Raw genomic sequence first — 15,012 nt, forward strand, 5'->3', positions numbered from 1 at the left:
AACCAAACCTCAAAGTGTAAAAGGTGCATTTCTTCGAATGCTTACTTAATACGTATCATATAGGCTGTTAATACCTGAAAACTCAAGTATTAACAGCCTGAAAACGAACTATCAACAACTATAATAATAACTACCCAACACCCATAGAATCAACATGGCTCCATATAGTTATAAACAGAACATAGTTATTGATTATAAATGAATTAACTAAGCTATTAACTCGTTATAAACAACTTATTAACCAATCCTGTATTATGACTATTAGTGTAACTTTTTGAACAAATCCCAAATCACAATACCGGTAGTTACGGAAACATTCAACGAATGTTTGGTACCATATTGAGGAATCTCTATACAGCCATCCGAATGGTTAATAACCTCCTGCTGTACCCCTTTCACTTCGTTTCCCATCACGATAGCGTACTTCTTGGTTTTATCCAGCTGAAGTTCATCAAACATGATGCTTCCTTCCGCCTGTTCTACAGAATAAACGATATACCCTTCGTTTTTGAGGTTATCAACAGCATCAACAGCGTTATTAACATACTTCCAGTCGACAGTAAACTCTGCACCTAACGCAGTCTTATGCATTTCAGGGTGCGGTGGGGTAGCTGTTATACCACACAGATAGATACATTCAATACGGAAAGCATCCGAAGTACGGAACACAGAACCTATATTGTGCAAACTACGAATATCATCCAGCACTACTACCAAGGGCAGTTTTTCAACCTGTTTAAACTCTTCGGCACTGATACGGTTCAGCTCTGTTATTTTCAGTTTACGCATACGTCTTTTCTTTTATTATGTTCTTGTCCACAAAGGTAATTCTTTTCAGTTAACAAGGTGTTGATAACGGTTTAAAACCTGTCAAAACTATCGGCAAAGATTTTGAAAAATAATTCTTGCATTATTCAAAAGAAGATATAAGAGGCATTCATTATGAACATTCCAAAAAACTAACCCAAAACTTTCTACACAGACATAAACATATTTTTCAGCACTTATCTGCCTGTTTATATCCATAAAGTTTTTAACTTTGCACATTATCAACAGGAGGTTAATAGCAAACTTCCATTTGACGGCATTTAACGATGCTTTCATTGATAATGAAGCAAGTAGAATAGGATATTTTGCCCTTTACATCAGTTCATAACCGACTCATAAAGCAGAAGTATGGACTAATAACTTATCCGGCAAGAAAAATCGTATTTATTTGCTAACATTATTAACAGGCTATCATCACTAACAAAGGATTTTTTTAAAAGGAAAGAAATAAGAATATTATTATGAATGAACTCATAAAGGCTATTAACGAGCTAAAGAAAGAAAAGAATGCAATCATTCTGGGACACTACTACCAGAAAGGGGAAATACAAGACATCGCTGATTATGTTGGCGACAGTTTGGCATTAGCTCAATGGGCAGCCAAAACGGAAGCGGACATTATTGTGATGTGTGGCGTTCACTTTATGGGGGAAACGGCAAAGGTGCTTTGTCCGGACAAGAAAGTGTTGGTGCCCGACATGGCGGCAGGTTGTTCGTTGGCGGACAGTTGTCAGGCGGATCAGTTTGCACAGTTTGTTAAAGAACACCCGGGATACACCGTTATTTCTTACGTCAATACGACAGCTGCGGTGAAAGCAGTAACGGATGTGGTGGTGACTTCCACTAATGCGAAGCAGATCGTGGAAAGCTTCCCTAAAGATGAGAAAATAATCTTTGGTCCGGATAGGAATCTGGGTAATTATATCAACTCAGTTACGAATAGGAATATGCTTCTTTGGGACGGAGCTTGTCATGTGCATGAACAATTCTCTGTTGAAAAGATTATGGAATTGAAGACGCAGTATCCCGAAGCATTGGTGCTGGCACATCCCGAATGTAAGAGTACGGTTTTGAAACTGGCGGATGTGGTAGGATCTACAGCTGCTTTGTTGAAGTATGCAGTGAATCATCCGGAAAACACGTATATTGTGGCTACCGAATCGGGGATTTTGCATGAGATGCAGAAGAAGTGTCCGCAGACGACGTTTATTCCTGCTCCTCCGAACGATAGTACGTGCGGATGTAACGAGTGTAGCTTCATGCGGTTGAATACGTTAGAGAAGCTCTATGAGTGTCTGAAGAATGAAGCACCGGAAATTACGGTAGATCCGGAGGTGGCGAAGAAAGCAGTGAAGCCGATTCAACGAATGTTGGAGATTTCGGCTAAGTTGGGATTGTAAAGAAATTTGGTTTCTATTATTGTTCTTGAATGAATAACAATTAGAAACTGTTTTAAAATAATTCAATTCTTTAAAGATAAAAAATCCTCCCAGTTTATTAACCGAGAGGATTTTTATTGTTGATTATTGAATCAATTATTTTTTATCTGGATTCTTCCGAACTTTGAAGCATCTGGAACAACTTATCCAGTTTCGGAGCCATGATAATCTCTGTACGGCGATTCTTGCTTCTTCCTTCTGCTGTTTTGTTGTCATCAACAGGCATATATTCACCGCGGCCGCTAGGCTGAATCTGCAAAGGATTTACATTATAATTCTTGATGAGAATACGAACTACGGAAGTCGCGCGGATCACACTTAAATCCCAGTTATCCTTGAATTGTACAGTGTTGATCGGTTTGTTATCCGTATGTCCTTCGATAAATACGTCGATGTCCGTCTGTTTGTTCAGTACTTCGGCCAGTTTGCCGAGAGCTTCCTCACCGCGCTTATCCAGGCGGGCACTTCCTGACTGGAATAATAATTTGTCGGACATCGCTACATATACTTTTCCGTCTTTCTCGCGAACGGTCAGCTCGTCAGTACTAAAACCAAGTAATGCATCTTTTACATTGCTCAAGAGATTTTGTACCTTATCATTTTGCGCCTTAATCATGTCTTGCAATTCATTGATCGTGCGTTCTCTTTCGTTCAGCTCATTTTTCTTCTGGCTCAACAGCGCATTCAGTTTTTCCTGTTCAGTCATGTTGACATTCAACATACTCTGATACTGGCGGATACTGTTCCCCATCTTGGTCGTATCACGCAAGAGGTTTTTGACTTGTGCCGATAGCTGGTTACCAACTTCGCGGGAGTTATTCAACAACCCTTGCAGACTGTCTTTGCTTGCGGTGGCTGCCATCTCTGCAAGCATGAACTTCTTTTTTGTTACACACGAAGTACACAATAGGAGCGTAAGTAAAGTAAATAAAGTAATTTTCTTCATTGTGTTTTATATTTTAAGTGGGTATGTATAATCAGCTTTGCAGAAACTCACAAAGCTTCTGTACAGCCAGTGCACGATGGCTGATTTGGTTTTTGATATCATTTCCCAATTCGGCAAAAGTCCGGTCGTAACCTTCAGGCATGAATACAGGATCGTAGCCAAATCCGGAATCACCACGTTTTTCTTTGATTATTTCGCCTTTTATCACTCCTTCAAAGAGATACTCCTTTCCGTCCAGTATCAACGAAATAGCGGTGCGGAATTGTGCTTTACGGTTTTCCTTTCCGTCCAGTTCGTGAAGAAGTTTGATCATATTAGCTTGGGCGTCGTGTCCTTCACCTCCTGCATAGCGGGCGGAATAGACTCCGGGAGCTCCGTTCAAGGCTTCCACTTCCAATCCTGTATCATCGGCAAAACAGTCCAGATGATAGTTTTTATAGATATAGGAAGATTTTAATAGCGCATTTCCTTCCAGTGTTTCAGCTGTTTCGGGAATATCTGTTTGGCAACTGATATCATTGAGACTTAGTAATTCCACTTGATCTCCTAAGATAGCGGCTACTTCTTCCAGTTTATGAGCGTTATTGGTAGCAAATACAAGTTTGCGTTTCATCATCTTATTTTTTGTTTTAACAAGGTTGTTCAATACTTGTCAACCAGTTATTATTTCACTTTTAGTTTATCGAATCCTTCGCCATACACGCCGATAACAGAACTTTGAGAGATAAAAGCATTTGGATCAATGCGTTTTACCAAACGGAAAATGTCGAGTGACTGACGTTTCTTGGCAAGTACTACCAATACTTTCACATTGTTTTTACTGTACCATCCCGTACCGTCGAGTACTGTTACTCCCCGGTCGGCATCTTTAATAATCCGGTCGGCTATTTCATCATATTTCTTGGAGAAGATGAAGAATTGAACCGATTGACGGGCACTGTTGATAATCCAGTCGAGCACAACGCCAATGATAAACAGAGTGACAAAACCGAAAATAACCCGGCGCCAGTCATGAAATATAAAGTAACAGGAACTGATAATGAATACATCACAAATCATAATCATTCGTCCGAGTGATACATCTTTGTATTTATTGACGATAGCGGCGATAATATCTGTTCCACCCGTACTTCCATTGTAGTTGAAAGTGATACCCAGACCTACACCGCACATGGCTGCACCGATAATGCAGGCCATGAAATCCTGCCCTGTACCGAGTAACAACGGTTTACCGTCCGGCGTCATATCCGGCGCTTCTACATAATTGTTCACCACCAACTGGAATAACCAAAGCAGAAAAGTCAGTGTAAAAATAGCATAAGTGGTTTTTATACTAAATCTTGGACCTAATACCCGGATGGCAAAGGTCATCAGAACTGCATTAATAATGAAGTATGACCATTGGATTGGAAATCCCGTTGCATAATAGATAATAGCTCCGATACCGGTAGTTCCTCCGGTAGTTATCTGATAAGGTAACAGGAATGCAGCCCATCCCAAAGAATAGCTTATCAATCCGAGAGTGATGTAGATATAATCTTTCACTTCTCTCATTACTTCTGCTTTTGATAGTTTATGCATAGGATTTTAAGTAATAGGATTTTATAAAGTATTAGGTATAAAGTATTAAGTATTAACCTGGCGGATATATTGGGATAGCGGCTACGGATAATACTTAATACTTATTACTTAATACTTTAAATTACAACGTTTACAATCTTCTTCGGAACGACAATGATTTTCTTTGGAGTCTTGCCGTCAATCCACTTCTGCGAACGTTCGTCGGCCAATACCGCCGCCTGAATAGCGTCCGAAGCTTCATCTGCGGCAAATTCCATATTGAAACGTGCCTTTCCGTTGAAAGAGATGGTATAGTTGACAGTATTTTCTTTCAGATATTCTTCATTGTATGCAGGCCATTGGGCGTCGCATACGGAAGTCTCGTGTCCCAATACGTCCCACAACTCTTCGCAGACATGCGGAGCGAAAGGAGCGAGCGTGATAACGAGCTGTTCCAGAATCTCTTTCTTGCTGCATTTCAGGTTGAAGAGTTCGTTTACGCAAATCATGAATGCGCTGATAGATGTATTGTAAGAGAACTGTTCAATATCACCTGTCACTTTCTTAATTAATTTATGAAGGCTCTTCAATTCTTCTTTTGTTGCAGGTTCGTCTGTCACCAGATATTCGTCCGTACGGCTGTAGAACAGCGACCAGAATTTGCGGATAAAACGGTGTACACCGTCGATTCCGTTTGTATCCCACGGTTTGGACTGTTCTACCGGGCCGAGGAACATTTCGTACATACGAAGTGTATCTGCACCGTATTTCTCAACAATCATGTCCGGATTGACAACATTGAACATTGATTTACTCATCTTTTCAACTGCCCATCCGCAAACGTATTTTCCGTCTTCGAGGATAAATTCGGCTGTTTTATATTCAGGACGCCATGCTTTGAATGCTTCCAAATCCAAAATATCATTAGATACGATATTTACGTCTACGTGAATAGGGGTAACTTCGTATTGATCTTTCAGGTTCAGTGAAACGAAAGTATTGGTGTCTTTGATACGATATACAAAGTTACTGCGACCTTGAATCATTCCTTGATTTACCAACTTTTGGAATGGCTCTTCCATTACAGACACACCTATGTCGTACAAGAATTTATTCCAGAAACGAGAATAAATCAAGTGCCCTGTTGCATGTTCGGTACCACCTACATATAGGTCTACATTTTTCCAGTACTGGTTAATTTTCGGATCAACTAATGCCTTATTATTATGCGGGTCCATGTAGCGGAGATAGTAAGCCGAAGAACCGGCGAATCCCGGCATGGTGTTCAGCTCCAGCGGGAAGACAGTTACATGGTCAATCTTCTCGTTTTCTACGACACATTTGTTTACTGTATCCCAAGCCCATTTAGTTGCATGTCCCAATGGAGGTTCGCCTGTTTCGGTAGGCAGGAATTTAGCTACTTCCGGAAGTTCAAGCGGCAGGCTGGCTTCGTCAATCATGTAAGGCATTCCGTCTTTGTAGTAAACAGGGAACGGCTCACCCCAGTAACGTTGGCGAGAGAAAATAGCGTCACGCAGACGGTAGTTCACTTTCACACGGCCCAGATTGTGCTCTTTTACATATTTCTTGGTTGTTTCTATCGCTTCTTTGATGGTCAGTCCGTTCAATGAAAGATCACAGTAAGGAGTGACATCCGGACGCGGAGAATTGCAAACAATACCTTCTTTTGCATCGAAACTTTCTTCGCTTACATCACAACCTTCTACCAACGGACGGATTTCCAATCCGAAATGTTTGGCAAATGCATAGTCGCGGCTATCATGAGCAGGTACGGCCATAATAGCTCCTGTTCCGTATCCGGCCAGTACATAATCGCTGATCCATACGGGCACTGCTTCACCTGTGAACGGATTGATAGCATACGAACCACTGAATACACCGGTAACACTACGGTCGGCGATGCGTTCGCGTTCCGTACGTTTTTTGGTACGGTCGAGGTAGGCGTCTACTTCTGCTTTTTGTTCAGGAGTCGTTAACTGTGCCACCAATTCACTTTCCGGAGCCAATACCATAAAGGTAACACCGAACATGGTATCTGCACGAGTGGTGAAAATTGTGAATTCGAGATCATTGTCTTTTACTTTGAATTGCACTTCAGCACCTTCCGAACGTCCGATCCAGTTTCTTTGGGTTTCTTTCAGAGAATCTGTCCATTCGATCGTGTCCAATCCATCAAGCAGGCGTTGTGCATAAGCGGATACACGCAAACACCATTGGCGCATTTTCTTCTGGATAACAGGATAACCGCCACGTTCGCTGACTCCGTCTACTACCTCGTCGTTAGCCAGTACAGTTCCTAATTCGGCACACCAGTTTACCATTGTTTCGCCCAGATAAGCGATACGATAGTTCATCAGGATTTCCTGCTTTTCTTTTTCGCTTTTGGCGTTCCACTCTTCGGCAGTGAAACTGACATCTTCGCTGCAAGCGGCATTGAGTCCTTCGTTTCCGTAGATGGCGAAGGCTTTTTCCAGTTCTTCGATAGGACGGGCTTGCTGTTCATCGTTACAATAATAGCTGTTGAACATTTTTTGGAAGGCCCATTGCGTCCAGTGATAATATTCCGGGTCGCAAGTACGGATTTCACGGTTCCAGTCGAAAGAGAAACCTATTTTGTCCAACTGCTCGCGGTAGCGGTTGATATTGTTGACGGTAGTGATGGCAGGATGCTGTCCGGTTTGGATGGCATACTGTTCTGCCGGCAGACCGTAAGCGTCATATCCCATCGGGTTGAGTACATTGAAGCCCTGCAGTCGTTTGTAACGGGCGTAAATATCCGAAGCAATGTATCCCAGCGGATGACCTACGTGTAGGCCGGCTCCTGATGGATAAGGAAACATGTTTAGTACATAAAATTTTTGCTTCGAATCATCTTCCGTAACTTGGTAGGTTTTCTCTTCTACCCACCTTTTCTGCCACTTCTTTTCAATTTCTCTGAAATTGTACTCCATAGTGATAAAGTTTTTATTTATAGTGATTTATACTGTAATATCTAATTCGAGGCACAAATTTACGTGTTTATTTTCAGATAACCACGATTTCCCTATTGACTTTCTTGTTTTTATTTTGTATATTTGAGGTCAATAAAATAAAGAAATAACAATGAAATATATAAATTTTATTACATAAAATTCAATAGGTTAATGTGCAAAATTGCATAACGAGGATAACGAATGGGCAAGAAACTGTGAAGGTTCTTGCCCATTTTTGTTGTAATAATTCTATTTCAGGTATTGAAAGTGTCAAAAAAGAGTTTATAATAAACTTGGATACCGTTTATAATAAACCTCTTCGTTATTTATTAAAAACTTGAATAGAGTTTATTCGATTTCGAGGTTTTTGTGTAAAGAAGAAAGAATGATTGCAATGAATAACTGGCATCTTCTTTTCTTATTTGGTAAATAATAGGTACAATAGGCTGAATGATTGTATTGATTATATTATTTTACAATATATCATTGTTTTGCTTGATAATCGATCATTCAATGTACAAAGCTCCTGTCGTCTGTTCAATCGGATCGGACTTATGAGCTAGTTCCGGATTGAACAGAAACCATCATTGAGTCAAAAAAAATGTAGAAATCGTCTGTCATATCATATAATTCTGTAATTTTGTTGTGCAAGTCCCGTAAAACTAAAACAGCATTTCTAAGTTAATCTTTTAATACTAAAAAATACATATAAGTATGAAAATGAATCTCCATTGTTTTGCGAATCTTATCCAGATAATGATTCTCGCGCTTTTTTTGAATAGCGGACTGATAAACGCAACCGAAGTCGGAAAACGTACTGACGCATTGGAAGCATCAGCCTGGAACGACTCTCAATGGATTTCCGCAGTAGACGCCCCTGTAGTGAAAGGACATAACAACGGTCGCGCAGCCGATGGCGCGAGTTGGTTCGTGTCCACCGTGAAAAACGAACAGAAAATTGTCTCTGCCAAGTGGATGACCGCTGGACTGGGAGTTTACGAGTTGTATGTGAATGGGAAACCCGTAGGCGGGGAATTCCTGAAACCGGGCTTCACACACTATGCCAAGACCAAACGTTCTTTCACCTATGATATTACAGACGTTATCCATACCAAGCCAAACGCCGAGAACATGCTTTCCGTACAGGTGACGCCGGGATGGTGGGCTGATAAAATCATAACCCCCGGAGGACATGACGGCATGATAGGCAAGAAATGTGCCTTTCGCGGTGTACTGGAACTGACTTTTTCTGACGGAAGCAAGAAGCGCTACGGTACCGATCTCGAAAACTGGAAAGCCGGAATTGCCGGTCCGGTGAAACATGCCGGTATCTTTGACGGAGAAGAGTACGATGCACGCGAACCGATGGGCTTCGAATGTGTGGACAAACTCTCCATACCCGAAGAGAACACCGAATTTTCTGGCGACATTCTGCCTTCGGACGGAGCGGAAGTCTATCTGCGTACAGATCTTGCTCTTGCTCCTATCAGAGCATATATTTGGAAGAATATAGAAGGAGCGAAAGAGAACGAGTTCGGTAAGGTGATTATCGCCCGTGAGTTCGCATCGGGCAAGGAGATGACCGTAAGTCCGGGAGAGACGTTAGTGGTGGACTTCGGGCAAAACTGTGCCGGTGTACCCTCTTTCGTATTCAAAGCTGCCGAGGGAACAGTGTTGACCTGCCTTCCCGCAGAGTTGCTCAATGACGGCAACGGTGCTAAGATTCGTGGCATGGACGGTCCGGAAGGAAGTTGCCATCGCGAAAACCTGCGCATCCCCCACACCGGTATTCGTCTGGATTACACCTTTGCTGCCGGAGATAATTATGTGACCTACTACCCTCATTGCACCTTCTTCGGCTACCGCTACGTCTCCATAACTGCCACCGGAAATGTCTCTATCAAGTCGTTGAAGTCCATCCCCGTTACTTCCATCACAAAGAAAATGGAAACCGGCACTATCACCACAGGTAACGACCTTGTGAACAAGCTCATTTCCAACACCTATTGGGGGCAGCTATCCAACTACCTCTCAATACCTACCGACTGTCCGCAGCGCGATGAGCGTTTGGGCTGGACAGCAGACACACAAGTGTTTGCCGAAACCGGTACGTTCTTTGCTAACACCATGAAGTTCTTCCACAAGTGGATGCGTGATATGCGCGACACCCAAAACAGTTTGGGTGGATTCCCCGGAGTGGCTCCCTTAGCACAATACGGTGATGAGAAAATGCGTTTGGGTTGGGCCGATGCCGGAATCATCGTGCCCTGGACGGTATGGAAGCAATTTGGTGACACGCAAATTATTGAGGAGAACTGGAACGCCATGGACCTGTTTATGAACCACATCAACGACACCAAGTATAACCACGAGACCCTCTGCGGCGAGAACGGCAACTACCAATGGGCTGACTGGTTGAGCTACGAACCGCTGGAAAGTTGTAACGGACTGGCTTTCTCTCCCCAAGGTCCGCTTCCTGATGCTATTAGTTACTGGAACTATTTGAGCGCTTCCTATTGGGTGATAGATGCTTTCATGATGCGAGACATGGCTGCCGTCACCGGTCGCAATGCCTCCAAGTACCAACAAATGGCTGATTCAGCAAAGGTATACATCAAAGAGAACTTCCTCAATGAGGACGGCACCTTCAAAACCGCCATCCTCAACACTATGCAAACTCCTGCCTTGTTTGCCCTAAAGAACCAGCTTTTGGAAGGCGAACCCAAAGCGAAGATGATAGACCGCCTGCGTGAAAACTTCGCACAGCACGATCTTTGCTTGCAGACCGGATTCTTGGGCACATCCATCCTCATGGCCACCCTCACGGAGAATGGCATGGAAGACATTGCCTATGAACTCCTCTTCCAACGTAAGAACCCAAGCTGGCTATACTCTGTGGACAATGGAGCCACCACCATTTGGGAACGGTGGAACAGCTATATGATAGACAAAGGAATGGGACCACGCGGTATGAACAGCTTCAATCATTATGCCTACGGATGCGTATGTGAATGGATTTGGGAAACTGTTGCCGGCATTGCAGCCGATCCTACTACTCCCGGCTTCAAGCACATCATTATGAAGCCCATTCCAGACAAGCGATTGGGACACGTAACTGCCGAATACCGTTCCGCCGCCGGACTCATCAAGAGCGCCTGGAAATACGAAGGAGATACCTGGATTTGGGAATTCACCATTCCTAAGGGTGTTACCGCTACCGTAACCCTTCCCGGAGAGATGAAGTCAAAGGAGTATAGAAGTGGAACTTACAAGGTGACCAAATAGTTCTTCATATAAGAATTTGATAGTAAGGAGATGTATCGGAACTCTCTTTTAACGTGATTACCCTCATTACAGATAGCTGTGATGAGGGTAATTCTTCATTTTTACAATATATGGTTATATCTTGTCTTTCTCTTCTTTTTCTATCATCTCGTCGTAATACGTCATGCGTGCAGCACATTCCCGGATAGTCACTTCGCGCAGCACCTCTGTTCGTGCCAGCATATACTCGTATTCCTCTTTGTTAACGGTGAACAGCCGGTTGTATCGCGCTTCGATATATGCCCTGCATAATTTATCAAACGCTTTATTTTCTTCGGGAGTATTGGTAGGAAACACATTAGCAAATCCTCGTGAACAGCTTCTGACCATCGCTCCCAGTACTTTCAATTCATGAGATTTAGGGCGAATACCGCTATACACAAGAGTAAACGTTTTGTAGTAACGTTCGCAGGCTTGATGTAATAAGAAAGAGCCATATTTAAAATTACCTTTTTCGTAAGCAGTATGCCCCGAATCTAGAAAACATTCTCCCATGTAGAAACATTCTTCATATTCTTCCTCTGCATATTGCTTAATCTCCCGATACGGCAACTTCTCAGGTTTACCAATCTGAAACGTACCATTGTCATACAGTAGAATTCCGTCTTTTATAATTTCATAAAAGAAATAATGCTTCCTTCTTATAGCTCGATTAATGGTCACTGGAGTTTCTACAATAATATTAGGCGGTGCCGGATGCCGCTTTCCTTCCATTCTTGTATCATATTTAGGAACGATCACCTCGCGCGCATGCCTCTCTGCTTTATTTGCGTCTCTCGTATCACATATCACCAGAATATCCAAATCACTTTGGTAGTAAGTAGTTACTCCACGTTCGTCGTATGTTTCATCCCAGATGACATATTTTCCCCGCGCATAACTTCCATACAAGATAATCATACGCACATTCGTAAGATTCGACAATATCAGCTCTTGCAACACCGCCAACTCTTCTTGCGTGCGTTTGGGCAAACGTTTTATTGATCTTTTCATATTGTTAGCCTATCTGTTTTTTGCATAATGCGCTTGTAATGCGAGTGCCTTTTTTGTATTAAACCTCTTCGCATATCGGCATATCCATTCCTTTGTATACCACCACAATCTTATGAAGCTGTGTAGTGGCGACTGCTCTCTTCACCGTATCAGTGTCAGCATAGCGATTGGCTTGGTCAATAGCTTCCAGCCGTAGTTCTTCCACGCGGCTTTCAGGGTCTTTATACTTGGCATACTTCAGTTCTACAATATAGCTGTGCTTCATGTCTGAATAGATATCCAGTAGCGGACAGAGGAAAATGTCGACATAACCTGCCTGTGTGTCCTGTTCGGAAATAGGACGGTAGAAACGGTTTTGTGCCGTCATGGCAAGCGTAAAGCCGTGGACAAAAAATTCACCTTTCTGCTTGTCGCGCTGGGAAGTGTAGTGTTTCAGGCAGTCAGCAATATAACCGAAATAGGCTTTCCAATCGCCATCGTAGGCAAGAGCACTGGCAAGTTCGTTTTTCTCGTAACTACTGAAATTGAGTTCGGCTTCGTTGTAGGTACTCAGCAGATAGGTGTATATTTGTTCGCGGACTACCTGGTTGGGGATGGTGAGTTTGGTCCTTCCTTCATACGTGCCACTAATGGTGAGCATACCGAAATAGTAGAGCAGGCTCACAAAGTTGTCGGGGTTGGTGATATTGACGGCAGGAAAACCTTTTTTCAGTTCTCCGGTCACGTAGCCTTCGCTCACCAATGTCTGGATGATGGAGGCATCATGGGCAAACTCTTTGTCCTTCCGGATGAGCATACGTAATTTTTCGTAGTCGATACGGATATTGTCTTCTACCATATCCCGGGGGGCTTTGCCTCGTTGAATATAATTCTTGACGAAGTAGAGTACCATGTTAGAGTTGTACATAGTAGTTTCACCGTAACATTCTTCTGCAAAGCAGTAGTTGTCATACCAGGGTTTCATGATTTCTATCAGTTCGTCCACACTGTGGTTGAATGGACTGGTGGTGGAATAGTAAGTGAGCATTTGGCGCACTTCTTCTTCCGTAAAACCTATCATCTCGTTGAATTCCGGCGTGAGCGAGTAGTTGGTTCCGATGTTGAAACCACTTGTGAGGTCGTCCATTGTCACGGGACTTACGCCGGTAATGAAACAACGCTCAATGCTGGAATAAGTTCCGGCTTTGATTTTATTGAAAAAAGCGCGCAGATAACTTTCGCTATGTGTTTCGTCCGTATAGCGGTGCAGGCTTTCTATATCCGAGAGGATGGCATTGGTGAAGTGGTCGTATTCGTCGATAAAAAGATAAATTCTCTGTCCGACACGTGCACATGCCTGATAGAGAAAGTCCAGTTGCTCCACTGCTCCTTCTTTTTTGTCGAGTTCTTCCTTGATGCCTTTGGGGAGAAAGTCGGCGTAAATGTCACAGAAATAGTCGAACATTGTTTGGCAATGCGCGTCCAATCCCTTGCGGTAGTTGTGTAGTTCGCCTACTATTCCGGAGAAGTTGAGGTATAGTACCAGATAGCTGTTCCGGTCGCGTGTAGGGTGCTTTCCGATGTAAAGGTCGCCAAACAGCGCTTCGAACTTATCCTTGGCAAGTATATCATAATAGTGCTGCAACATATTTACTGTGAGACTTTTGCCGAAACGGCGCGGGCGAATAAAGAAGAAAAACTTGTCCGCCTCTTCTATCATAGGTATAAACCGGGTTTTGTCCACATAATAACAGTCGTCACGGCGGATTACTGCAAAGTTCATCATGCCGTATGGGATACGTTTCCTGTCCGGAGCTATATATTCTTCCATAATTTATACCTTATTTTAGGAGTTTTCTTTGAACATAAACAAAGGTACGGGCTTTTTGTTATTTCTCCAAACAAACGTTCCATAACTTCTCTTCATCTTTGTTTTCCATGTACTTAGCCAGATACTTACTAAGAAAATGTCTCTCGTTCTTATTGTAATTCAAAGTAAAAACAATACCTTTGCTATGTTCTAATTTGAAAGGAGAATAATCATGGATAATCATTTAGAAGATAGATATATACGGTTTGACTGGGCCATTAAGCGGCTGTTGCGTCAAAAGGCGAATTTTGGAGTTCTCGAAGGTTTCCTTACAGTCTTTCTTGGTGAGAAGGTGACCATTCTGGAAATACTGGAAAGCGAAAGTAACCAACAGAGTATCGATGATAAATTCAATCGTGTAGATATCAAAGCTCGCAACAGTAAAGATGAAATTATTATTATTGAAATACAAAATACACGTGAGCTTTACTATCTCGAACGCATTCTTTATGGGGTAGCTAAAGCCATTACAGAGCATATCTCGCTCGGAGAAACTTACTATCATGTAAAGAAGATATATTCCATTAGTATTCTTTATTTTGATATCGGCATAGGCAGCGACTATTTATATTACGGCCAAAATAATTTTATCGGTGTGCATACCGGTGATAAGCTGCAAGTGAATGTCAAGGAAAAGAATGCGATTGTTACCCGCATGCCCGCCGAAATCTTTCCCGAATATGTACTTATCCGTGTAAATGAGTTTGATAAGGTAGCTGTTACTCCAATGGAAGAATGGATGCGATATCTGAAGAGTGGTGTGATACGCCCGGATACCACTGCTCCCGGATTAGAAGAGGCAAGAGAGAAACTGAAATATTACTCTATGACCCCACAAGAACGCATGGCATACGATGAACACCTCTCTGCGGTAATGATTCAGAATGATGTAATTGATTCAGCAAAGTTGGAAGGAAGATTAGAAGGGAGATTAGAAGGAAAAATAGAAGGGAAATTGGAAGGTATTGAGCAAGAGCGTCTCTCTAATGCCCGGAAAATGAAGAACAAAGGATTGGACAGCACGATGATTGCTGATATCACCGGATTAAGTCTTGACGAGATTGCCAAGTTATAAAGGCA

10 protein-coding genes are annotated in these 15,012 nt (G+C 42.5%); 3 read left to right on the forward strand and 7 right to left on the reverse strand.

All coding sequences use genetic code 11. The features are described 5' to 3' along the window. Positions 1 to 261: 261 nt before the first annotated feature. On the reverse strand, positions 262 to 789 hold the full coding sequence (locus DXA54_RS13510) for an RNA methyltransferase (RefSeq protein WP_008646928.1): 528 nt from the start codon (positions 787 to 789) through the stop codon (positions 262 to 264). Between the two features lie 500 nt (positions 790 to 1,289). Between DXA54_RS13510 and nadA the strand changes: the two genes are divergently transcribed. Beyond that, entirely contained in the window at positions 1,290 to 2,228 is a 939-nt protein-coding gene (gene nadA / locus DXA54_RS13520; protein WP_008646926.1) for a quinolinate synthase NadA, read from the forward strand. A 142-nt stretch (positions 2,229 to 2,370) separates the two neighbouring features. Here the strand turns inward: nadA and DXA54_RS13525 are convergent, their stop codons facing one another. From DXA54_RS13525 to leuS, 4 genes are all read right to left on the reverse strand, one after another. Beyond that, positions 2,371 to 3,213, reverse strand: a complete 843-nt coding sequence (locus DXA54_RS13525) for a flagellar motor protein MotB (RefSeq protein ID WP_008646925.1) — start codon at positions 3,211 to 3,213, stop codon at positions 2,371 to 2,373. 31 nt (positions 3,214 to 3,244) lie between these two features. Further along, positions 3,245 to 3,826 (reverse strand): non-canonical purine NTP diphosphatase, encoded by a 582-nt coding sequence (locus DXA54_RS13530; protein WP_008646924.1) that lies wholly within the window; start codon positions 3,824 to 3,826, stop codon positions 3,245 to 3,247. Between the two features lie 50 nt (positions 3,827 to 3,876). Beyond that, positions 3,877 to 4,794 carry a YitT family protein gene (locus DXA54_RS13535; RefSeq protein WP_004302802.1) on the reverse strand — a complete coding sequence of 306 codons (918 nt, stop codon included), beginning with the start codon at positions 4,792 to 4,794 and terminating at the stop codon, positions 3,877 to 3,879. A 116-nt stretch (positions 4,795 to 4,910) separates the two neighbouring features. Continuing rightward, positions 4,911 to 7,745: a leucine--tRNA ligase gene (gene leuS / locus DXA54_RS13540; protein WP_120079734.1), complete on the reverse strand. Its 2,835-nt coding sequence runs from the start codon at positions 7,743 to 7,745 to the stop codon at positions 4,911 to 4,913. A gap of 735 nt (positions 7,746 to 8,480) precedes the next feature. Between leuS and DXA54_RS13550 the strand changes: the two genes are divergently transcribed. After that, positions 8,481 to 11,051 (forward strand): family 78 glycoside hydrolase catalytic domain, encoded by a 2,571-nt coding sequence (locus DXA54_RS13550; protein ID WP_120079736.1) that lies wholly within the window; start codon positions 8,481 to 8,483, stop codon positions 11,049 to 11,051. A gap of 114 nt (positions 11,052 to 11,165) precedes the next feature. On the opposite strand, the gene DXA54_RS13555 is transcribed toward DXA54_RS13550, so the two are convergent. After that, positions 11,166 to 12,083 carry a HEPN domain-containing protein gene (locus tag DXA54_RS13555; RefSeq protein WP_008646918.1) on the reverse strand — a complete coding sequence of 306 codons (918 nt, stop codon included), beginning with the start codon at positions 12,081 to 12,083 and terminating at the stop codon, positions 11,166 to 11,168. A 58-nt stretch (positions 12,084 to 12,141) separates the two neighbouring features. Continuing rightward, positions 12,142 to 13,893, reverse strand: coding sequence for an AAA family ATPase (locus DXA54_RS13560; protein WP_008646916.1), 1,752 nt, complete (start codon positions 13,891 to 13,893; stop codon positions 12,142 to 12,144). 211 nt (positions 13,894 to 14,104) lie between these two features. Between DXA54_RS13560 and DXA54_RS13565 the strand changes: the two genes are divergently transcribed. Further along, positions 14,105 to 15,007: a PD-(D/E)XK nuclease family transposase gene (locus tag DXA54_RS13565; RefSeq protein ID WP_008646915.1), complete on the forward strand. Its 903-nt coding sequence runs from the start codon at positions 14,105 to 14,107 to the stop codon at positions 15,005 to 15,007. Positions 15,008 to 15,012 lie beyond the last annotated feature (5 nt).

It is taken from the genome of Bacteroides sp. OF03-11BH (assembly GCF_003604005.1).
In the GTDB taxonomy this organism is placed as follows: domain Bacteria; phylum Bacteroidota; class Bacteroidia; order Bacteroidales; family Bacteroidaceae; genus Bacteroides; species Bacteroides ovatus.